The sequence below is a fragment of the Acinetobacter pullicarnis genome (assembly GCF_006352475.1).
GTDB lineage: Bacteria > Pseudomonadota > Gammaproteobacteria > Pseudomonadales > Moraxellaceae > Acinetobacter > Acinetobacter pullicarnis.
This window is the reverse complement of the sequence record NZ_VCMZ01000001.1, coordinates 3334337-3356176: the sequence shown is the minus strand read 5'-3', so window position 1 is coordinate 3356176 and position 21840 is coordinate 3334337. Positions and strand designations below refer to the sequence as shown.

Here is a 21840-nt window from a genome sequence, read left to right as displayed (position 1 = left end):
ATCGATTTAATCATCACGTCGCGCGCGTTGGCTGTAATGCGACACCAGAAAGAATCCGAGTGCTGTAAAACCGATCACTTGTGCCGAATAAACCAGTCGATCTGTCATGGGTAAATACAGCAAGATGACAATTAGCGCGAGCAAGGGCAGCCTACTGAGTAGCAAGTTGAGCCCTGGTCGTGGATGGTCGACTGAGATGAATTTAAGTTGTAGCTGCCGAAACACATGAATTGAAATGCCGATCAAGAGCGCAATGCTGCTAAACAGCGTATTCAGTTTAGCGATGCTTGAGCAGTAATATAAAATGCCGATGGTCATGGCATAGATCATCAATTTGATGTTGCGACTACAGCGTTCGGAATACCAGAAATCAATCATTGTTTGGGCGCTTGCGGTGGGTTGTTTTTATTCAGCAGTGACAGCGGAGAAAATATACAGCTTGCTAGGGCCATAAAGCCAATGCCTTGTACACCAAGCAGCAGCAGTTCTTGTTGTGCTTTGGCAAACAATAAGGCCAACAGGATGGCAATCGGAATCCAAGTACAAAGGCGTGCTAATCGGCCATTGGGATTTTGAGTAAAGAAATAGAGTTTGCAATAACGACTGATCAGAAAAATAATGCCGGTACCGACAAACATTAAAATGGCATCAAGTGGCAATGCTTGAATATAAAATAGAGTCCCTGTAATCAATGCGATCACCATGAAAATACCTAACTTACGCAGTACCGATATTTTAGGATCAAACCAAAACTCAAGCATTTGTATTTACCCACCATTCTATTCAGTGCTTTATGTGCGCAAACTCTAGCATAAAACTACGCTTCAATATTGAAAAATACAAAGGCCGATCCGCAATTTATACCGAGATAGATTGCGGATCGGCCGATTTAAACCATTCGGTTTTTATTGTATCTATTGATATTTATGTGTTTTTGCGTGGGCCCCAGTCGAAGACATTTTTCTTGTAGGCATACCAAATCATCCAGAGACCAACCAAGATCATTGGGAAGGATAAAATCTGTCCTTTGGTCATCCAGCCAAATAAGATATAGCCTTGGTCTGCGTCAGGTTCACGGAAGAATTCAATCACAAATCGTGCCACGCCATATCCCATTAAAAACACAGCAGAAACGGCCATACGTGGACGTGGCTTACTACTAAACCACCACAACAGAATAAACAGCAATAAGCCTTCGCAGATTGCTTGATAGATTTGTGATGGATGACGAATCAGTTGCAGGGGATCGGTTGGAAAGATCATGCCCAAGGCAAAGTTGGGATCAGTGACTTGACGGCCATAGAGTTCACCGCCAATAAAATTGCCTAAACGACCAAACATCAAACCTGTTGGTACACAGGGAGCAATAAAATCGAGGGTTTCAAACCAAGTTTTCTTGTATTTGTGGCACCAAAATAACATGGCAAACATCACACCCAGAAAACCGCCGTGGAAGCTCATTCCACCGGTCCAGACTTTAAATAACCAGATTGGATCAACTAAAAATTTATCAAATTCATAGAACAGCACATAGCCGAAGCGACCACCGAGTACCACACCAAGTGCGCCATAAAAGACCAAGTCGGAGACCATTTCGGCATTCCAACTGTCGCGTTGTTTGGCACGATAATTTGCAAGCCCCCAAGCACATAAGAATGCTAATAAATACATCAGTCCATACCAATGTACTTGTACAGGTCCGAGTGCCAATGCCACCGGATCAATATTTGGGTAGGTCAGCATTGCTGCTCCTTGTTTAATATTTTGCACAGATTCTAGCTGAAACTTCGGAAAAATGTTGTACATTCAATGTGTAAACTCAGCGAGACCGAATTATGTGTATTGTAGCTTTTGCATGGCAATTACTTGATCAATTGCCATTATGTCTGATCTCCAATCGAGATGAGTTTTATGCGCGACCGACCGCAGCATTAAAAACGTGGCCGAATAGCCCGATTATTGCGGGGCAAGATTTACAGTCCGGTGGCACGTGGATGGGCGTGACTGCGACAGGGCGTTGGGCGATTGTGACCAACTTTCGCGATGGTCAGGATCAAACCCAATATACAACTTCGCGTGGTGAGTTGATTCAACAGTATTTAAGCACAGATCAAAGTCCGATTCGTTTTGCACAGGCCCTGGATAAACACCAATGTGACTATGCCGGTTTTAACTTATTTGTGGGGGATCGACAACAAGCAGTTTATATGAGTAATCGGGGGGAAGCACCGCAAGTATTGGCGCATGGGGTGTATGTGGTGTCCAATGGTTTGATGAGTGAGGATTGGGTAAAGACCCAACATTTACGTAAACGTTTTACCCAAGAATTTTTGCCAATGCTTCAACAAAATATTGCGGAAACAGCAATTTGTGCGGCAGCTTGGGAGGTGCTTGAAGATGAGCGCAAAGTCATTCCCCAATTATTACCTGAAACGGGCATTCGGGCTGAAATGGAACATTTACTGTCATCGACCTTTATTCAAAGTCCAAGTTATGGCACACGTTGTTCCAACTTGCTTCGAATCAGCAGCCGTGGGTTGGATTGGATAGAAAAATCACAACAGGGTGCAAGGCAAGGTGAGTTGATTCAAATTCAAATATAATGAAACACGCCTAGGCCGAGTTTAACTCGGCCTAGGCGCGGCTTTAAAATCAAGCAAAAGGTTTATGCTTTTTTCACTTGCTCTAGATCTTCACCCACAATGATTTTGCCATCTTTGCGGGTAATGACGACTGTTGCAGAACGTGGACGTGTGCCTTTGCCTAAGCTTGCATTCAGTGCCTTCGGATGGTTGGATGGCCACTCACCGCCTGGATGCTGTACATTGACAAAAATGGCTTTGTAATCGGGTGTCATGGTCACGCCAGTGATTTCACAACCTGAAGGGCCAGTGAGGAAACGACGTAATTTACTGTCGTTAAGTGTTGCTCCTTGAACCGTAACTTGGGATTGATCACCAGATTTGGCTTTCGCCACGCTGCCATCTCCGACTTGACCCGGTAATGCGGCAAGCATCATACAGTTGGTTTCATCTGTATAAGCACCATCATCAGTTTGGATCCACAGTACACCACGTGGGTCAAACCACATCCCATCTGGACTAGAGAAGTCATTGGCATCGGTTAAACCAGAAAGGTTGACGTTTGGCAGTGAATCTTGCTCAGCCCCAAATAAGAAGATATCCCATTCGAATTTGGTTGCAGTAGTTTGGTTTTCACTTTCACGTAGACGAATAATATGACCGTTGATATTGCCTTTTAGGTCAGTTTTGCCACTGTCTTGGTCGAAGTAGTTACGTGGGTTAGCTGCATCAGTTGCATAGCTTTTACCACGATTGGAGTTATTGGTCAGGGTAATGTAGACCTCACCATTCGTTGGATTAACAGCACACCATTCTGGACGATCCATTTTGGTCGCACCCACGGCATCTGCGGCAAGACGCGTGTGAATCAAGACATCAGCTTGATCAGCAAACTTATATTTATCATAAGCGGAAATACGCGAATTATTGATAGTGAGCTCAACCCATTCTCCGTGTGCCTTTTGTGTGGCTTCATCGAAGTTGAATTTAGCAACGTATAGCTTTCCTGCGTTCATATATTTGTCGCCAGCGCGATAACCACCGTTGACATCTTTTGCATCCCATTTGGCATCGGAGACAAATTTATAAATATATTCACCAGTAGAGTCATCACCCATATAAAAGGCGAGCTGTTGACCTTGAATGGCACGACTGCTGCGACAGTCCTCATGGGCAAAACGACCTAATGCTGTTCGTTTAACTGGATCTTGACGGCCATCAAATGGATCGATCTCAACAATCCAACCAAAGCAGTTGGCGCTATTGCGATAGTCTTTTTCTGCCTTGTCTGCCGTAATCGATGTATTCCAACGATCGTACATGTCTTGGTTTAAAATCGATGCTTTTGGCGTGTTCCATTTATATTGAGCACTTTGACCTTTGTCAATTTTATAACGTGTTAGCGCATTTTCGACCAAGTCTTGACGATTGTCATCGGCATTACGCGCAAGATAGCCATCAAAGTTTTCTTCAGTGGTGAGGTAGGTGCCCCAAGGGGTGTAGCCGTTACCACAGTTATTGTGCGTACCTAAGGTAAACGACCCATCTGGGCTGGTTTTGGTTTTAACTAAGGCATGGCCTTTCACTGGCCCAGAAAATTCAATACGAGATGCAGCGGTAATACGACGGCTAAATGGCGAGTTTTTATTGATTTTAACTTCTTGTGTTTTTGGATCTTTGATTACGTGAATAACCGAAACACCATGACAGTTCACTTCGCGGATGACTTCGTCTTCTGAGCGAATCAAGTCACGTGTGGTGTTAGGAATCGGATGTAAATGTTTTTGGTTGATATATTCATGATTTAAGACCAATAGACCTTGATCAGAGACTTGGGCATCATAACGTCCCTTCGCTTGATCTAAGCCAAAAAAGCTCATCCCATCATGATTGTCACCCGAACGCATAGCAAAGCTTGGACCTGATGCAATATTTTGATCATCCCATTCTGCATATGCTGTGTTGATTGGATCGCCCAAAGCGAAAAGAACGCGTGCTTCATAGCCTTCAGGTACGGTGAAAGCATTTAATGTGTTTTTTTCAACAGGCTTAAAGGTTAAAGCTTTTGGAAGGGGTTGTTTATCAACCTCAGGTGGAAGTGTTCCAGTGACATTGTCGTTATCATCGCTGCCACACCCAACTAAAGTTGTTGCGAGGGTTAATGCAACGGCCCCACCAGCAGATTTGGTAATTAAGTTACGGCGTGAGATTTTTTGATCAAATAAACTACGGAATTCTGGATTTCCAGATGGATTGCTATCATAAACATTGTCTTCATGCTGTGGCGTCTGCTCGGTCATGGAGTTTTCCTTAAGTATTTGATTAATCTAAACAATGATCGCTTCAATCTAATCGAGTTATATTTAAGTCATTTGACAGTTAGATGATGGTTTGGTTAAAAAACTTTTATTTATTAAAGTCTTATTTATTGAAAATTTATATGTTTAATCATTTGGCTCGTTGGTTTGGCGGTAATAAAAAAAAGCAGCTTGCGCTGCTTGTGATGGAAAACGGGCGATCGTTATTTTTATTGGTTAGGCATTGCTTTCAGCATCTGCTGTATTTTTACGTTTTTCTAATAGTTTGCCAAAGAACAAACCCACTTCAAACAGCAGCCACATTGGGACAGCCAGCATCACCATTGAAATTGCATCTGGTGGTGTGGCAAACATCGCAACGAAAAAACAGCCCACAATAATAAAGCGTCTTTTTTCAACCAAGGTTTGGGTGTTGACCAGACCAATTAAAATTAATACCAAGGTAATAATTGGGATTTCAAAGGTGAGACCGAATACTAAAAACAGTTTTAAACAGAAGCTGAGATAACTGTTGATGTCGGTCATGGGCGCGACGGTATCGGGTGAAACGCTGATAAAAAAGTGCAAAATGGATGGCAAGGCAACGAAGTAGGCAAAAGCAATACCGGCATAGAACAACACGATACTGCCAAAGAGCAGTGGAAAGGCGAGACTTTTTTCTTTTTCAAACAACGCAGGTTTCACAAAGGACCAGAGCTGATAAATAATAAAAGGCATCGCCAATAAAATTGCAATAAAAAAATTCAGCTTGAACGGTGCCATAAACGTGGCAGTCACATCGGTGGCAATCATGGTGGACTGCGCTGGTAATTGCGCACGAAGTGGTTCGGACAAGGTGGAATAGGTTTTATTGGCGAACGGCAGTAAGCAAAAAAAGAAGCCCAGTAATACCGCGACGATTTTGACCAAATGCTGGCGAAGAACGGTTAAATGTTGAGTGATGGGCATTGCAGCCAACGATGCTTGATCTTCTGCATCATTGGCCTTTGCTACTGCGGGTTGTAGTATTTCTGGACTGAGTGAGTTGCTCATACGGCCACCTGATAATCTGTGTTCAATGCGGGGTAAGGATAAGGCACTGAACTTGTACGATTGCAACGATCTTGCTTGAACCAAGCTGTCGCACAATAAGTCAGTGGCATCGCGGCATACATCCCATCTTGTGGATGAGACGCTGCTTGTTGACGTCGTTGTTTATGATGCAAGGGGTGCTGCTCACTTAATGGTGCATACATTGGCGAAGGTGCAACGGTTGCGGTCTTAACCTGCATGCTGGACTGCATTTCTGCAGCGGCTTGCGCGGGTTCATCCATTATTTTTTGTTGTTGTAACTGTTGCATTTGCGCCTGCATTTTTTGTTCAAGTGCTTGAATGCGGTCCATTTCATTTTTCATTTGCTCACGTAACTCTGAGACACGTAATTCACGATCAATATCATTTTGTAGATTGCTGATGGTGCTTTTGAATTTATGATAATAGCGTGCAGCAGAACGTAAGGCCTGCGGCAGTTTCTCTGGTCCGAGAACCAACAGGCCAATAATGCCAAAAACCAAAAGTTCAGAGAATCCGATATCAAGCATGCCTAGCGCCTCCCAGCTTAGTGTTTCACTGTTGCGTTTGTATCTGTGGTGCTGCTTTGGTGCTCCAAGGTACGCGGCTCATTCAGTGCTGCTGTCGTGGCTTCATCTTCTTTAATCGATTTTTTAAAGTCTTTAACTGCTCCACCGACATCTTTGCCGAGGTTCTTTAGTTTTGCAGTACCGAACAATAAAATCACCACAATGGCAAAAATCAGCACATGCCAAATTGATAAGCCAGCCATCTTTAATACTCCTTTGATAATGCTAGCTATCTCAGCAGTTATTGATGACAAGGCCGTGACCAAATTGTTGCAATTCGAAGACAACACTCCATCACTGCACGGTGTTTATGTGATGCCAAGGCTAAGCCAATACGCTGGCTGCCAAACATTTAGCCATGCTAGTATCAAGCGGAAATTAAATACTAGAAGTTCATCTGTGGTTTTATTATTCCCTTTGTTTTCCTTGATCAGCGGTTTGATCTTGGCCAACTGCTCAAATGCCACTGCGCTCAAAACCCTGCTCTCGGCCGTGTTAACCCGTGTGCTGATTCCAATCGTGATCATCTACAATATGGTGTATTACCGAGAGGGCAGCTTAAGTTTGGTGTTGCTGAGTCTGTGCACCGCGATTGTATTGTTTGCGCTATATGCATTGCTTTATAAAGACCGTGTACAAGCCTTGTGCTTTAGCTATACCAATATGGCGTGGTTGGGTTTTCCAATTGCGATTGCACTGTTTGGCCCTGAAGCCAGCGCACCGATGATTGCGCTGTATATCGGTGTTTCCTTATTTGGCAATGTTTGGGCAGTCAGTGCTGTTAGCACAGAAACGCAACCACTTGGTAAGATTGTTAAAAAAGTCATCCAGTCTCCACCCGTGATTGCTTTAGCGATTGCGGGACTGTTACGTTTGCTGCAAGTTCAGTATTTAGATCAACATCAGTGGATAGATGCAGTTTATCTATTTGCAAAATGGGCAATGAGCTTTAGTGGAATGTGTGTGCTGGGGATGTGGTTACGGCAGACTCGAATTGCATGGGACGACGTGTGGCACAGTGCCAAAGTGGCGATGTTGAAACTCTGCTGCGGTATGCTGATTTGTACGTTGGTGTATTTTTATTTTCCATTGACCGATTTACCGCATGCGCTGGGGTCTTTGTTTTTATTATTTTGTTTACCGCCAGCAGCCAATATTGTGGCGTTGGAAAACCATTATCAGGGTACTGGGACTTCAGCCAAGTATATTGCAGCAGGAACGCTTGTGAGTTGTGGGGTCATTGTCATTTATGCGGCTGTACTGCACATGCTATGAATCTCAATTTGGCCCATATCAGTTTATTTTTCCCATAAAAAATACCGACACAAGGTCGGTATTTTTTATGCGGGTCTTATTCAACAATAAAGGCCAACGTTGAATGGTCTGGGTTAGTTAGAAAGACCAGCAAGTAACGAATAAATTAAACTTTTTTCACAACTGATGGCATTGGATCAGCCGTGATATAACCCACTGATGCGGCATAACCACCATCATAGTTCTGCTCGATGAGTGGGGTTAATTGGTCTTTAACCACATTGTGAATACCGCCCCAGTCACCAGGATGCTGGAAGTTACTCATGATGTAGGTCCAGCCATTGATTGAGTCAACGGCATGTAAGCCAGTCGCCTCTGCACCAGCAGGTGTAGACAGAATGCGTACAAGTGCTTTGCTATCGATATTGTAAGCCCATAAGAAGTTATTGACGTGGTTACCACTGTCTTCGCCAATAAACAAAGTACGCAAGGTTTCTGAGAACTTAATATTATCAGGACTCGCAATTTTATTTGGGTTTGCTGTATTACCAAGCGCATCAGCAGGAATATCTTCACCCATGATCAGCATATGACTTTGGAATGGTATCCATTCACTGTTAATTAGAGCTTCTTTGTCATCAAGTTGGCTGCCTTTCATGTCATGTGCAAGTACGCCACCAGCTTTAATGACTTTCTTGAACTTGATATTGTGTCCTGCAACCCAACCTGTCTTACCTTCAATCATCGAATCTTGGATATTTGCCAAAGCAGAATAAGCCACTTTGTCTTTAATATTGACTGTGGTGCCTTCCATTTTGGTAAATGCCATACTGCCACCTTTGAGTGCAGCATAACGGTGAGTTTCAAGGAACGCAGCAGCCAGTTCAATTTCTTCTTTAGTGAAGCCATTGTTAGCTTCTTTTAACTTGATCCAAAGCGTTTTTTTATCAAGGATGATTTGGGTATAGCCAGTCGCGTCTTGAGGTGCTTCAGTCAAACTGTCAAAAATATTTTCTGCTTTGATTTTACGAACATTGACCAGATCATCAATGGTTTTGCTTGTCGCATGGCCAAGCTTGATCCATTGAATTGGTGCTGTAGAGGTTTCGTTGAGTTCCGCAGTATATTTCGCAACATAGAGTGTACCCGCAGACAAGTCTTTGGCTTTGTCAGCCACAAACATGAACAGGCCACCATTGGTGAAGTCATCGCCCATTAATGCAGTGCGATTATCCGGCATCACTTGAATTAATTCATGTGAGATACGACCTAAACAATAATGTTTAATCGCAGTTGCGCCACCTTTGCCATCTAAAATAATCTCCGGCATATGGCCGTAGTTGTAGACATTGGCTTTATTTTCATCACCGTACAAATTGCTACTGAACGCTTTTAGGGTACTTAAAGAAGTCCCAATTTGGTTGAATGCATCGGGCTCATATTCTTCGCTAGATAGATGGGTATTCCATGGTGATAGGCTCGCACCACAGGTAATCCACAAGCCATGGACTTTAGACATATCCACGTTGTGGTATTTTTTGAGCTCTAAATGCCCTGTTTTTTGATTTTGATCTAGCGTCAAGATTGCAATTGGCGAAGGTAACTTGCCATACATATCTTGTTTTGCAAGGTTTTTGCTGGCGTATTCAAATTGAACCACATGAAATACTGGATTGGCGACATCTGCCACTTTGGCATCTGGTACATGGATTAAGGATGAGCCATCTGGGCAGTCAGAGAAAAATTGACGTTCTTTGCCGCTGATAGATTTGTCCATAATCGGTTTATTGTTGATGTCAAAATAACCACCAGCCAAGATTTTTCCACCTGAGAGTTGAGCAACTTCAGCCCCAGTATTGAAAAATGCTTTATAACCCAGTTTGTATTCTGTTTTGCTGTTGTCATCCCAGGTGATTGCCAAGGTTGATCCAACCGTAGTGGTTGCCATCGCAGCCGCATCATTCAGTGATGGCGCTTGCATCGGAGTAAATGTTGCGGTTTTTAATTTTGCAGCATTCACGGGTGGTGTAACGCTGTCTTTATCGTCATTACAGCCTGTGAGTGCAGCAGCAGTAGTCATAGCCCCAAGTGGTAAAAATGGAATGCCTGCAAACCACTTTAAAATATCGCGACGGCTAGGTTGTGGTGAAGAAGTTGTCATAATTGGTCCATCAAGGGTGTGAGCGGATCGGATTTGCTCTGATTGTATTTAGGCTGGATGACGTTTCTTTTACATTTTTAAGTCAATTTGAAGACAATTGCGCTTCGTTATTGCTTGCTAGGTTGATATTTTTTCTAGTTTTTTTGGGTGGTGGCTGACTTTATACGTTCTACAGCTTCTAAGGCAATACCGCGCATTGCATTCAAGTCATGCAATCAAAAGGCGTGGCCCCACATGGTAGGGCAGTTCACGATTCGCAAGGAGCTCATTTTGGGGGAAGCGTGAGCAAGGCACTACACCACTAGCCTTAAAGAGGGTGCTGTCGATTCTGCTGCTGGAATTATTTCTGGCGCAGCTGTTTTTTCCTCAAGTGTCTTGGCTGTGTCAGGCGCATTGGGCACTTCAGATTGACTGGTGGCATCATGCAAGCTGGTTGCTTCAGATGTCATGATGGTTTTAGTGGTATCAGTTTCAGGAGATACTGCCGTTTCTACGGCCAGCATGGCCTGTTCAAATAGCGTTGTTTCCGTATGAGGTACGATCTCAGCGGTATCGCCAGATGCCGCAGAGACGCTTGCTTCTACTGGCGCCACGACTGAGTTCATCAAACGGTGTTGGTATTCAAGCGTGAAAGGTAGATTTAAACGGTGCGAGCTCAGCAACACATAGTGTGGTTGACTGCTAGAATCAGGACTGATGAGTGGTGTGGCTAGATTGCTTTGTAAATCCGCAAATTGCTGCGTCATACGGCGCTCAAGTTCTGAAATACGACTGATCTCAGCCTGCATTTCCTGTCGTAATTCAGAGAGATTCAACTGCTGGTCAATTTCATTTTGAATGGTGCCAACAAAGCGTTTAAATTTACCGTAACCTTTTGCGGTGGCACGTGCGGCTTGAGGTAGTTTTTCAGGGCCGAGAACCAAAAGTGCAATAATCCCAAACACCAGCAGTTCTGAGAAGCCGACATCTAACATGTGTTATTCCCTTCGCATCAGTGCTTTACTGAAGAATTCACATCAGTCATCTTATTTTGATGTTCGACCGTATGTGGTTCATTGATTGCAGCAGTAGGTGCTTCATCGTCTTTGATCGATTTTTTAAAGTCTTTGACTGCACCACCGACATCTTTGCCCAAGTTCTTCAGCTTAGAGGTACCAAACAATAAAATGACCACCACTGCGAAAATCAGTACGTGCCAAATCGATAATCCTGCCATCTTAAATACTCCTTTGATAATACTAGATATCTCAGCAGCTATAGATGACAGGGCGGTGACGAAAATATTGCAATTTAAAGACAGCAAGTTGCAGCGTCGAGAAATTATTGTGTGGTTTTAAACGTTGTAGCACCGAGGTGAGGCCACAAGCAGAGGTGAAATGAGTTTAGGCAATACTTTGTTTAAAGAGCTGCATAGCTTGACCGCGGTGACTGATTTTGTTTTTTTCAGTTTTGCTTAGCTCTGCACTGCTTAAGCCCAAATTGGGTAGCCAAAATAATGGATCATAGCCAAAGCCATGCTCACCACGTGGCGCGTCGAGTAGCTCACCTGACCAAGTGCCTTGGAAAATCTGTGGCAGCGGATCATCTGCATGCTGAACCAAGGCCAATACACATACAAACATGGCATCAATGGCTTGGCCTGCTTGGCGTAGTGGCTGAACGTCTTGTAGTAATTTAAGGTTGTTTGCCGCATCATCGCCGTGTTCGCCAGCATAACGTGCCGAGTAAATACCCGGTGCACCACCTAAAATTGGGACACAAAGACCTGAGTCATCTGCAATTGCAGGTCGACCTGAGCGGCGTGAAGCATGACGGGCTTTAATAATGGCATTTTCGACAAAACTTAAGCCATCTTCAATGGCATCTTCAATATCCAGTTTACCTTGTGCAATCACGCGAATTGGCAAAGCCAACTGTGCAAAGAGTTGTTCAAATTCTGCGATTTTCCCTGCGTTATTACTGGCAAGAACCAACTGATCTTGCGACAACCAAGCCTGTGCTGACATTGTTTTATTACTCAAAATCTAAATTTAGGGCTGTATTTTAACTGATTTTAATCGCTTGGCTGTGCAATCTTTTCGGCTGCAAAAGCAGAAAGTCTAGGCATAAAAAAAGCACCCGAAGGTGCTCAGATGGAAAGCGTGATTATTGTGCTTGGATCCACTTGTCTGCACGTTCACGTGCAGTACGAATTTGGTCTTGAGTGAGGTTTACAGCAAGTGCCGTTTTTTTGGTTTCAGACAAGTTCATGACTTTATTGTCGAGCATGCCATCACGGGTAGATAACTCATACCATTGATATGCACCAATATAGTTTTTCTTTTGCTCTTCCATGACTGCAAGATTGAAGCTGGCACGGTTATCACCATGGCTTGCGGCTTTTTCGAAGTATTGACGCGCAAGAACATCATTTTTTGAAACGCCCATACCGTCTGCATACATACGGCCGACATTTAATTGTGCAGAAGAAATACCCTGATCTGCTGCTGCTTTATACCAAGCAAATGCTTGTTTAATATCTTGTTTAATTTCTTTACCAGATTGGTAATGCATCGCTAAATAAAATTGAGCTGCAGGCTGACCTGCTTTTGCGGCTTTACTAAGGTCTTGAATCGACATATGCGCATATTGTGCCGCCATTGAAGACGTTGATTGTTTTTGTGGCATATAGTCAGCATGGACTTGCATGCTAAGCAAACCAAAAGCAAAAGTACTGCCTAATAAAAATTTTTTCATAGAGCGCTCACTCGGTAAATTGCGACTTCACCAAACAAATTGGGGCTGTACTTACTGAGTAAGCTGCCTTGTTGGTTCCCATTCACGGCAAGTCGATTAGTAATCTTTATATGATTTTCAGCACAGAGTGCTTCAAAGTCACGAAAAGTGCATAAGTGAATATTTGGCGTATTATACCACATATATGGTAATGCTTCAGAAACAGGCATTTTGCCCTTCAATGCAAGGAAGGAACGTGTCTTCCAGTAAGCAAAGTTGGGAAAGGTGATAATTGCTTGTTTTCCAACGCGAACCATGTCACGTAAAAGCACATCTGGTGCATCCACAGCCTGCAAAGCTTGTGCCATGACTACATAGTCAAATGACTGATCAGCAAAACGTTCTAAACCTAAGTTTAGATCTTGTTGGATAATATTTAACCCTCTGCTGACTGCAATTGCAATCTTTTCCTGGTCAATTTCTAAGCCATACGCGCGGATATTATGCTTTTTGCTCATGTGCGCGAGTAGCTCACCATCGCCACAACCCAAGTCTAAAACGCTTGAATCGGGCTTAATCCACTTTTCTGCCAGTTGATGATCAATACGCATTAGATTGCCTCCTTCGGGGTCGACTGAAGTAGTTTCTCACCGCCAAGGAAAGCACGTAAGGATTTAACATATAAGGGAATAGGGAATAAAAATGAATCATGACCTTGTTCTGCATCAATATCCACATAGCTCACGGGTTTGTGATTGCTAATGAGGGCATCAACGATTTCAACAGAACGTGCAGGGGTAAAACGCCAGTCAGTGGTAAAGGACACCAGTAAGAATTGGCATTGTGTTTGCGCCATTGCTTTCTGTAAGGAAAGTTCGTGTTCACGTGATGGATCAAAATAATCCAAGGCCTTGGTCATGATCAGATAGGTGTTGGCATCAAAGTTACGACTAAACTGTTCACCTTGATAACGCAAATAACTTTCAACCTGAAACTCCACATCAAAGCCATACATAAATTTGCCAGACTTGAGATCACGGCCAAATTTCTGTTTCATGGCTTCTTCGGAGAGATAGGTAATGTGGCCAACCATACGTGCCAAGATTAAGCCACGTTTGGGATAGCTATCATGTTCGAGATAGCGACCATTATGGAAATCTGGATCGGACAAGATGGACTGACGAGCAACCTCATTAAAGGCGATATTCTGTGCCGACAATTTTGGTGCACTGGCGATAATGACACATTTTTTCAAACGTGCTGGATAATCAAGTGACCATTGTAAGGCCTGCATACCACCGAGTGAGCCACCAATAATCGAATACCAAACATCAATTCCCAAACGATCTGAAAGCATGGCTTGGGTTTTGACCCAGTCACGGACAGTCACTAAGGGAAAGTCTGGGCCGTAGGGCAGATTGTCATTTTCTGGATTGGGCGAAGTCGGGCCAGTTGAACCATGGCAACCGCCAATATTGTTAATGGCGACTACAAAAAACGCATTGGTATCAATGGCTTTATTCGGACCAATACAGGCATCCCACCAACCTGCTTTTTTATCATCAAGATGATGATAACCCGCAGCATGATGATGCCCAGAAAGTGCATGGCAGATTAAAATCGCATTAGAATGGTCCGCGTTTAAGGTGCCATAAGTTTCGACCATGATTTCAAAACGTGGCAGAACACGACCACATTCGAGTGCTAAAGGCTGTTCAAATTGGTACTTTTGTGGGCTTACTAAACCCACTGAGTCAGCTGGGAAAGACACAGGTATAATTCGCCTTAAAATATGATGAATATCAATATTAAAAGGATACCATCGAGGGTATCCTTTCTAAAGTCTTTTTAGTGCATAAGGCCGCGTGTTTCGCGGCCTACAAAGCCTTTAAACGTCTACAGTACGGCGTACTTGATCGAGTACACCTTGCTCAACCAAGCGGTTGACACAAGCAATAATGGCTTCAATTGATGACGTTACGATGTTGTCATGTACACCGGCACCAAAGGCTGAACGTCCAGTACCTTTCACTTGTAATTCAATCAGTGCTAAGGCTTTGGCACTTGCACCTGAACTTACGCTGCGCTCTTCATAGTTCAATACATCAATTGGTAGTTGTAAGGCATCTAAAATGGCAGAAATAGGGCCATTGCCTTCACCACGTAAGTGTTGTACTTCACCATTGATGGCAATATCAAGTTCAATGACTTGTTTACCATTGTCATCAGACAGACGATAGTTCTTACTTGAGTAGAAACCATCTTTTACAGCAACATACGTGCTTTTGAATAATTTCCAAATTTCTTGTGCCGTAATTTCAGTTCCTTGCTCATCCGTTACTTGCTGTACGATTTGAGAGAACTCAATTTGTATGCGACGTGGTAATACCACATTGTAATTGGCTTCTAATAAGTAAGCGATCCCACCTTTACCAGACTGACTGTTGACACGAATCACTGCATCGTAGTCACGACCTAAGTCTTTAGGATCGATTGGCAAGTAAGGCATGTCCCAAATTTCTTGATTTTTTTGGAACTCAAAGCCTTTTTTAATGGCATCTTGGTGTGAACCCGAGAATGCAGTAAAGACCAAATCGCCTGCATACGGATGACGTGGATGTACGGGTAAGCCAGTACATTCTTCAACGGTTGCAATGATTTCATTAATGTTGGAGAAATCTAATTCTGGTGCAACACCTTGTGAATACATATTTAAGGCAATCGCTGCAACGTCAACGTTACCGGTACGTTCACCATTTCCAAATACACAACCTTCGACCCGATCTGCGCCAGCCATGATGGCAAGCTCAGAGGCTGCAATACCGCAACCACGGTCATTGTGGCAATGCACAGAAATAATCACACCTTCACGTCGTGCAATATTACGATGCATCCATTCAATTTGGTCTGCATAGACGTTTGGAGAGGATACTTCTACGGTGGCAGGCAAGTTTAAAATAACCTTGTTTTCCGCAGATGCTTCCCAAATTTCAGTGACGGCATCACAAACGTCTTTGGCAACTTCAAGCTCAGTTGCAGTAAAACATTCAGGGCTATACTGGAAAATCCATTCAGTTTCAGGGTATTGCGCTGCATAATGCTTGACTCTTTCAGCAGCATTCATGGCCAAGGCTTTTGCACCAGCAACATCAACATTTAAAACTTTTTGACGGAAAGTTGGTGAGTTTGAATTATAGATATGCACGATGGCACGTTTAGCACCCGCTAAAGATTCGAAGGTACGCTCAATGAGGTGATCACGTGCTTGAACCAATACCTCGATATAGACATCATCTGGAATATGATTTTCTTCAATGAGTTTACGGGTAAAGTCAAAATCAATTTGCGATGCAGAAGGAAAGCCAATTTCAATGTGCTTAAAGCCAATTTTAACCAACATCTGGAACATTTTAAATTTCTGTTCGAGGTTCATCGGCTCAAAAATCGCTTGGTTACCGTCACGAAGGTCGGTACTCATCCAAATAGGCGCTTTGTTGATTTCGTTATTCGGCCATTGACGGTCTGCTAAGTCGACACGTTGATACATACGACGGTATTTTTTACTTGGATCAGCCAACATCATTTCAGAACTCCTTAGATCACATCGCATGCTTAAATTTTAGGTATAAGCAACGTGCAACTAAATATAAATTTATATCTGTTTATAAGTCTTTCAAACTTTAATATGGGGTCGAAGCCAAAATGGCAGTTTTTATTATGCGCGCGCGGGGCGCAGCATAAAGAACAAGCTTAGGGAGTCGCTTGTTAAAGGGAGGAGGGCGAGAATAGATGGGTATTTATTCATATACATAAAATTACGCCATTAAACATGTACTGTCAATTGCTAACTGAAAATTATATTTTTGTCTTTTCAATGCGCTTGAGTGTGCAGGCGAGTAGATCAAAGCTCAGCCCATTTACGTATAAGATTATGATACATATTGGTTAGTTTAATAACTTCAAGATGTGCATCGCCCAATTGGAGACGTAGGTTTTGAATACTCTGATCAAGGTTAAACAGCAGATGTCGTTCAGCATCATCACGCACCATACTTTGTACCCAAAAGAATGAGGCAATTCTACAACCCTCTGTAATCGCAGTGACTTCATGTAAGCTGGTGGCTGGGTAGAGCAATAAGTCTCCTGCTGGTAACTTAACTTCATGAAAGCCATAAGTGTCTTCAATGACGAGCTCGCCCCCCACATATTCTTCAGGTTCGGATAAAAACAAAGTACAAGATAAATCAGTTCTTAAACGCTCATTGCTGCCTCGAATGCGTCGAATGGCATTGTCGACATGCATGCCAAAGGATTCACTTTTTTCATAGCGATTAAATAGGGGCGGGATGATGTCTAAAGGAATTGCCGCAGATAGAAATAATGGATGTTGACCGACTGCTTCCAAGATAATGGTACTGAGTTCATGGGTAAGCGGATGGTCTTCAGGCAATTGCTGATTATGTTTGACAGTCGCAGAAAGCGTTCCTGCTGTGACTTTGCCATTGACCCATTCAACTTGTGACATCGCTTGTCGAAAATATTGCACCTGTGCTGGCGTCAGGACATTTGGAATATGATGAATCATGACTGCACCTATAAAATGAATGATTGAAAAAATAGCCTCATCATGAGGCTATTTTAAATCTAATTCCATAAAAATAATATGGGATTTTATGGAACAGATTTTAGTATTTAAAGTTTAATGACAATACTGCACTGCGGCCTTCAGCTTCAGTTGCATAGTGTGAAGAGTAAGCTTTATTGAAATAGCGTTTATCAGATAAGTTATTGACGTTTAGCTGCAAATTCACCTCTTTATTCACATCGAAACGTGCCATCGCATCGTAGCGTACATAGCCCGGCACCCACTTGGTATTGGCTGCATTACCATATACTTTGTCCATCGCCAATGCGCCTACACCTAAATTAAGTTTTGGCAGTACTTGATAAGTGGTCCAAAGCGTTGCGCTGTTTTTCGCTACATTTTGAACTTGCTTGCCATTATTAGGACTAGGTTGATAGTTGGCAGGTTGACCCGATGCTGCTGTATTTACAAAGCCACCATCGACAAGCTCACTGTCTAAATAGGTATAACCGGCAGATACTGCCCATTTTTCTGTGATATTACCGTTTGCACCAATCTCAATACCATCAACACGGGTTTTACCTATATTGCGAGTAGTGCCATCTTCTGCGGTAGCACGGGTATTGTCTTTTTCGGTACGGAAAATCGCAGCAGTTAAGTTTAACTTATCGTTCAGTACATCCCACTTGGTACCAATTTCATAGGTTTTGACTTCTTCGGGTTTTAGGTTGTTAATTGCAGCCGTAATACCTTCAGAACCATCACCACCGTCGACACCCACAGGGTTTGATGATGTTGCATAACTTGCATAGATCGCACCATTCTCAACGGGCTTAAATGTTATGCCAGCTTGATAGTTGATGAAATCTTTATCATTTTTAAGTTTGATCTGGTCGCCAGCTTTTGCTGTTGGCGGTGTTGTTGTTGAACCTAGAACGGCACTATTTCGTGCCCCATAAGTCATGGTTTGTTTTGTATCAAACCTATCCCAACGAAGTCCTAAATCTAATATCCACTGAGGATCTAATTCAATACTATCCAAAAAGTAGACCGCAGTTGATTTAGATCGAATATTGTATAGATCTGCTCCAGTCGTGCTAATCGAGCCCACCCAATTTGGATTGCTCGGATTTTGTACTGAAGTACACCAACCTGATGCAATATCCGCAGCATTGCACTGATTATGGTTAGAACCTGTTGAATTTGAGCCATCAATAATATATTGGGTGCGGTCTGTTTTTTGGTCGCTATATTCAGCACCTAAGTTAAAACGATGTTGCAATTTACCTGTATTGAACTTGCCTGCTAACGCAAGCTGGTCGGTGAACGTATCCGTATTGGCTACGCGAGAGTTAACACGACGCCAGATATTGCCATTTAACTGACCCGTGGTTTTATTATAAAAATTACCTTTAGAATCATCTGGGTTCGTCCAAAGAAAGTCATTGTTAGACTTACTGTAAACGGCTGTATTACTCAGGGTAAGATCATCAGTCAGGTCATGCTCTAACTTAATTGTTCCGATTTGATTTTCTTGTTTTTGGAAATCACGATCTTTCCAACCATAATAATTGCCTTGTGCAACATCGATTGGTTTACCATTACCATTTAGTCCAGCATTGGGGTCTGTCGCTGAAAACGGATTGTTATAGGGAATACCTGAATCTGGGGTATCATCCGATTTTAAATAATAATAGCTTAAGGTTGCACGGGTTGGGGTATCTAGGCCAAAAGTAATACTTGGTGCGATACCAAAGCGTTTGTACTCAGCACCATCAGACTGACCGGCTTTGTCATTGTGATGTCCCATCACAGCAACACGCGCTGCAATACCATTGCCGAAATCTTTATTGCCATCTAAGGTAATCCGTTGATAGTCATCGGTGCCACCTTGTACAGAACCTTCAACGAAATCACCGGCTTTGGCAAGCTTAGAGATCATGTTAATGCTACCACCAGTACCACCAGCGCCACCAATGGTTGAGGCTGAACCTTTAATCACTTCAACTTGTTCAATCGCAAACATTTCCCGATTTTGCGAAGATGAATTACGTACGCCATCAACATACATCGAACTTTCTGAGTTATAGCCACGAATAAATGGGCGGTCACCATTTGGATTGCCGCCTTCGCCAGCACCTAAAGTAATACCAGGAACGTTGCGTAGCGCATCGCTCAAGCTAGTCACATTGGTGTCTTCAATTAGTTGTTGGGAAATGACTGAAACTGATTTTGGAACATCTAATAAGGGAACTGTAAATTTTGAGTTGGCAGATTGGTCTACTTTTAAGCCTTGTTCTTGTGTTGCGTTGGTATAGATGGTTGGCAGTTGTGTTGGTTGTTGTTCATCTGCTATAGCGTGAGTTGTGATCAGGGTGAGGGATGAAGCAATCGCGGATGAAACGATTTTTTTCCGTGCTGAAATAAATGACATTGCTTGTCTCTAGCGTTTAATTAAAAAATCATGAGAATCATAATCAGTAAGATTTAGGATTGCATTAATTTAAAATTGATTTTGACGATTAAGTTGAAGGACTTGTTTGTAATAATTGATTACAAACTCTAAAATTTAGTGCAAGTCATTGATTTTAATTTCTATTGGTTTTTTAGATTAAAACGATGTTTTAGGTCAAAAGTATTAATAACTAGGGCAGAAATACCGAATTAAACGCAGTTGAGGTTTTGAATGTTATTTAGATCTTTATAGTAAGTCGTTTATAGCTTATGGCAGTTGTTCAAATACGCTAAGTTTTGGCTACTGCTGATTGACATCATTTAAAACGCCATCCTCGTCAATCCATATGAATTTTTTTAGTTGGTTTTCAGGATTATCTAGGGGAATTTCTATTGTTGAAAAAGGAGCTATCATTCCGTCATTTGGCAAATCACTAACGATTTGATTATCGTTAAGAGTGATATTTAATAACGAGATGTGTAATGGCGAATGATTTTTTAATGATAAGCAACGACCAGACAAACAGTTAACTTTATCTGATTGAAGCTTTTTTATTTCGTTTGTTAGATTAGTCGTTGCCAATATACTCGGACGATAAAACAACTTAATACGCGTTCGAAATGCCAGCTGTAATGAGTTACTATCCACTGATGATAAAGGTTTTGGGGGCACTTCTAATACATTTAGCCAGAATAAGGATTCTCTATCTTTAGCCATTGCCTCATCCTGATCAACCAACTGAATACGTACAGCATATTTTTTACTTGCATCTAACCGAAACAATGAAGGCGTAATTAGGAATGGGGATTTTATTAACTCAGGTCGATCAAATAAATTGTTTTGATCAATCCATAATTGCATCAAAGCTGGAAACTGGCCTTGGTTTGTCAATGAGAATGTCACATCTGGATCTTTCTCTTGAATAATAAGCCGTGTTTTATTTAAATAAGTTGCTGATTGAACTGTGCTCGCGAAGCACAGCCCAATAAATAGCCAGAATATTTTTTTAATATTAAAAAGTAGAGATAGCTTGAAAATCAATTTCGGATGCCTCATGCCTATTTATAGCTTAATGTAAAAGTAACAGCACCACTAATACTACCTGGATTAACATTGTTTTCGGTTTGATAAATTCCGACGCGTAAAGGTATTTTATAATTAGCATTGCCGACTGAGGAATTATAATCGTTAAAGCGATACTTAGTATTAAAATTGAGTGGGCTATCTTGATTATTTAATAATTGTAGCCCTACACCACTAGCGGTAGAGCTATTATCTAGTGCAAATACACCATTGCTGTTATCTATGATAGAAGTCGTTGGCGTAAAGAGATAGTTAATACTTGCTAAGCCAGCTGGACATTTGATTAAATTTAAGTCAAAACTAGCGCGCGCTGCTGTGGAACCAATACCAATAAATTTACTTCGACTTACTGGTGGAAGCGTTACGTTAGCATCAGAAGTTGTACAAGTGCCACCAGTTTCTATGCCAACCTGACCAGCACGAAATTGAGCAATCATATAGGTTCCACCCCCAGCATCGGTATTGCCATTATAACTTTGATAATGACGGACATATATTGGATCAAAGAGGGGGATTCTACCACTGGTTAAGTTCTCGCCAGTTTTTACAAAACGAGTTTGTACATCTACACCAAAACTCCATTGCGGGTTATTGGGATCATAACTGATATTAAAAAACTCTGCTGGAGTCTGTTGCCCTAAAGCAGCAATTGTTAGTGGATACCAATTGCTGGTTTGCCCCTTGGCAGTGAAGCGCCAACGTGTAATATATCCTAGCCCAGGTTTGACTGCTGTACTGTAAATTGTGTAAGTGGCTCCATCAACACTAATTGTACCTTTGGTTATATAGGGCGGGTAGCCCTGTACGGTTATGGGCACTGTAGCATTTTCATGTGTTTTACGATGTGAGCAAGTCCATGCCGTTGGGTTAGCGGAGGTAAACCAATCACCAAGAACATCACCTACTTCAGCATCCTTTCCAGCTTGAACCGAACCGGAGTCATAAAATTGATAATAGCCATCGGTCCGATTACAGTTGATCCATGTGCCATCGGCATGAGCTGAACTGTAAAGTCCTGCAAAAGATAGCACTGGTAAGATATTTATTAATATAGTTTTTTTCATGCTA

Annotated in this window: 20 protein-coding genes and 1 pseudogene; 2 read left to right on the top strand and 19 right to left on the bottom strand. The window is 42.4% G+C overall.

The genetic code is table 11. The features are described from left to right. Positions 1–6: 6 nt before the first annotated feature. The 3 genes from FD716_RS14930 to lgt all read right to left on the bottom strand — a co-directional run bounded on the left by FD716_RS14930 (position 7) and on the right by lgt (position 1743). Positions 7–378, bottom strand: coding sequence for a hypothetical protein (locus tag FD716_RS14930; protein ID WP_139853059.1), 372 nt, complete (start codon positions 376–378; stop codon positions 7–9). Next, positions 375–761, bottom strand: coding sequence for a hypothetical protein (locus tag FD716_RS14925; protein WP_139853058.1), 387 nt, complete (start codon positions 759–761; stop codon positions 375–377). The genes FD716_RS14930 and FD716_RS14925 overlap by 4 nt, the downstream gene beginning before the upstream one ends. A 163-nt stretch (positions 762–924) precedes the next feature. Beyond that, on the bottom strand, positions 925–1743 hold the full coding sequence (gene lgt, locus FD716_RS14920; protein WP_139853057.1) for a prolipoprotein diacylglyceryl transferase: 819 nt from the start codon (positions 1741–1743) through the stop codon (positions 925–927). Between the two features lie 92 nt (positions 1744–1835). Between lgt and FD716_RS14915 the strand changes: the two genes are divergently transcribed. After that, positions 1836–2603, top strand: a complete 768-nt coding sequence (locus FD716_RS14915; RefSeq protein ID WP_139853056.1) for an NRDE family protein — start codon at positions 1836–1838, stop codon at positions 2601–2603. Between the two features lie 62 nt (positions 2604–2665). On the opposite strand, the gene FD716_RS14910 is transcribed toward FD716_RS14915, so the two are convergent. The 4 genes from FD716_RS14910 to tatA (FD716_RS14895) form a co-directional block, all read right to left on the bottom strand. After that, positions 2666–4882: a PhoX family protein gene (locus tag FD716_RS14910; protein ID WP_139853055.1), complete on the bottom strand. Its 2217-nt coding sequence runs from the start codon at positions 4880–4882 to the stop codon at positions 2666–2668. Positions 4883–5116: 234 nt separating this feature from the next. Then, entirely contained in the window at positions 5117–5848 is a 732-nt protein-coding gene (gene tatC / locus FD716_RS14905) for a twin-arginine translocase subunit TatC (RefSeq protein WP_228715012.1), read from the bottom strand. Positions 5849–5928: 80 nt separating this feature from the next. Then, complete coding sequence (gene tatB / locus FD716_RS14900; RefSeq protein ID WP_139853053.1) at positions 5929–6480, bottom strand: Sec-independent protein translocase protein TatB; 552 nt, start codon at positions 6478–6480, stop codon at positions 5929–5931. A gap of 17 nt (positions 6481–6497) precedes the next feature. Beyond that, complete coding sequence (gene tatA / locus FD716_RS14895) at positions 6498–6722, bottom strand: Sec-independent protein translocase subunit TatA (protein WP_139853052.1); 225 nt, start codon at positions 6720–6722, stop codon at positions 6498–6500. A gap of 196 nt (positions 6723–6918) precedes the next feature. Here tatA (FD716_RS14895) and FD716_RS14890 point away from each other — a divergent pair, with 196 nt between their 5' ends. Continuing rightward, positions 6919–7794, top strand: a complete 876-nt coding sequence (locus FD716_RS14890) for an AEC family transporter (protein WP_139853712.1) — start codon at positions 6919–6921, stop codon at positions 7792–7794. A gap of 145 nt (positions 7795–7939) precedes the next feature. Here the strand turns inward: FD716_RS14890 and FD716_RS14885 are convergent, their stop codons facing one another. From FD716_RS14885 to FD716_RS14830, 12 genes and pseudogenes are all read right to left on the bottom strand, one after another. Further along, positions 7940–9934, bottom strand: a complete 1995-nt coding sequence (locus tag FD716_RS14885; RefSeq protein WP_139853051.1) for a PhoX family protein — start codon at positions 9932–9934, stop codon at positions 7940–7942. 727 nt (positions 9935–10661) lie between these two features. Next, positions 10662–10908 (bottom strand): annotated as a pseudogene (gene tatB, locus FD716_RS19125) (Sec-independent protein translocase protein TatB); the annotation flags it as partial. A gap of 17 nt (positions 10909–10925) precedes the next feature. Further along, complete coding sequence (gene tatA, locus FD716_RS14875) at positions 10926–11150, bottom strand: Sec-independent protein translocase subunit TatA (protein WP_139853049.1); 225 nt, start codon at positions 11148–11150, stop codon at positions 10926–10928. A gap of 166 nt (positions 11151–11316) precedes the next feature. Beyond that, on the bottom strand, positions 11317–11940 hold the full coding sequence (gene rdgB, locus FD716_RS14870) for an RdgB/HAM1 family non-canonical purine NTP pyrophosphatase (RefSeq protein ID WP_139853048.1): 624 nt from the start codon (positions 11938–11940) through the stop codon (positions 11317–11319). 139 nt (positions 11941–12079) lie between these two features. Then, the gene (locus FD716_RS14865; RefSeq protein ID WP_215895469.1) at positions 12080–12670 is read right to left on the bottom strand and encodes a tetratricopeptide repeat protein; all 591 of its coding nucleotides are present in this window, start codon (positions 12668–12670) and stop codon (positions 12080–12082) included. Next, positions 12667–13260, bottom strand: coding sequence for a methionine biosynthesis protein MetW (gene metW, locus FD716_RS14860; RefSeq protein WP_139853047.1), 594 nt, complete (start codon positions 13258–13260; stop codon positions 12667–12669). The genes FD716_RS14865 and metW overlap by 4 nt, the downstream gene beginning before the upstream one ends. After that, the gene (gene metX, locus FD716_RS14855) at positions 13260–14420 is read right to left on the bottom strand and encodes a homoserine O-succinyltransferase MetX (protein ID WP_139853046.1); all 1161 of its coding nucleotides are present in this window, start codon (positions 14418–14420) and stop codon (positions 13260–13262) included. Before metX ends, metW begins: the two co-directional genes overlap by 1 nt. A gap of 117 nt (positions 14421–14537) precedes the next feature. Then, complete coding sequence (gene leuA / locus FD716_RS14850) at positions 14538–16232, bottom strand: 2-isopropylmalate synthase (RefSeq protein ID WP_139853045.1); 1695 nt, start codon at positions 16230–16232, stop codon at positions 14538–14540. Positions 16233–16550: 318 nt separating this feature from the next. Further along, positions 16551–17234, bottom strand: a complete 684-nt coding sequence (locus FD716_RS14845) for a Fe2+-dependent dioxygenase (RefSeq protein WP_139853044.1) — start codon at positions 17232–17234, stop codon at positions 16551–16553. A gap of 100 nt (positions 17235–17334) precedes the next feature. Next, entirely contained in the window at positions 17335–19668 is a 2334-nt protein-coding gene (locus FD716_RS14840) for a TonB-dependent receptor (protein ID WP_139853043.1), read from the bottom strand. Between the two features lie 321 nt (positions 19669–19989). Beyond that, a complete protein-coding gene (locus tag FD716_RS14835; protein WP_171477056.1) occupies positions 19990–20730 on the bottom strand; it encodes a fimbrial biogenesis chaperone in 741 nt (246 codons plus the stop codon). Positions 20731–20747: 17 nt separating this feature from the next. Continuing rightward, positions 20748–21836 (bottom strand): fimbrial protein, encoded by a 1089-nt coding sequence (locus FD716_RS14830; RefSeq protein ID WP_171477055.1) that lies wholly within the window; start codon positions 21834–21836, stop codon positions 20748–20750. Positions 21837–21840 lie beyond the last annotated feature (4 nt).

Coding starts and splice junctions, on each gene's coding strand:
- FD716_RS14840 (WP_139853043.1), bottom strand. CDS start 19,668: ATGTCATTTATTTCAGCACGGAAAAAAATCGTTTCATCCGCGATTGCT.
- FD716_RS14885 (WP_139853051.1), bottom strand. CDS start 9,934: ATGACAACTTCTTCACCACAACCTAGCCGTCGCGATATTTTAAAGTGG.
- FD716_RS14925 (WP_139853058.1), bottom strand. CDS start 761: ATGCTTGAGTTTTGGTTTGATCCTAAAATATCGGTACTGCGTAAGTTA.
- FD716_RS14910 (WP_139853055.1), bottom strand. CDS start 4,882: ATGACCGAGCAGACGCCACAGCATGAAGACAATGTTTATGATAGCAAT.
- tatB (WP_139853053.1), bottom strand. CDS start 6,480: ATGCTTGATATCGGATTCTCTGAACTTTTGGTTTTTGGCATTATTGGC.
- FD716_RS14865 (WP_215895469.1), bottom strand. CDS start 12,670: ATGAAAAAATTTTTATTAGGCAGTACTTTTGCTTTTGGTTTGCTTAGC.
- FD716_RS14930 (WP_139853059.1), bottom strand. CDS start 378: ATGATTGATTTCTGGTATTCCGAACGCTGTAGTCGCAACATCAAATTG.
- FD716_RS14830 (WP_171477055.1), bottom strand. CDS start 21,836: ATGAAAAAAACTATATTAATAAATATCTTACCAGTGCTATCTTTTGCA.
- lgt (WP_139853057.1), bottom strand. CDS start 1,743: ATGCTGACCTACCCAAATATTGATCCGGTGGCATTGGCACTCGGACCT.
- rdgB (WP_139853048.1), bottom strand. CDS start 11,940: ATGTCAGCACAGGCTTGGTTGTCGCAAGATCAGTTGGTTCTTGCCAGT.
- leuA (WP_139853045.1), bottom strand. CDS start 16,232: ATGATGTTGGCTGATCCAAGTAAAAAATACCGTCGTATGTATCAACGT.
- FD716_RS14915 (WP_139853056.1), top strand. CDS start 1,836: ATGTGTATTGTAGCTTTTGCATGGCAATTACTTGATCAATTGCCATTA.
- metW (WP_139853047.1), bottom strand. CDS start 13,260: ATGCGTATTGATCATCAACTGGCAGAAAAGTGGATTAAGCCCGATTCA.
- FD716_RS14845 (WP_139853044.1), bottom strand. CDS start 17,234: ATGATTCATCATATTCCAAATGTCCTGACGCCAGCACAGGTGCAATAT.
- tatA (WP_139853052.1), bottom strand. CDS start 6,722: ATGGCTGGCTTATCAATTTGGCATGTGCTGATTTTTGCCATTGTGGTG.
- tatC (WP_228715012.1), bottom strand. CDS start 5,848: ATGCCCATCACTCAACATTTAACCGTTCTTCGCCAGCATTTGGTCAAA.
- tatA (WP_139853049.1), bottom strand. CDS start 11,150: ATGGCAGGATTATCGATTTGGCACGTACTGATTTTCGCAGTGGTGGTC.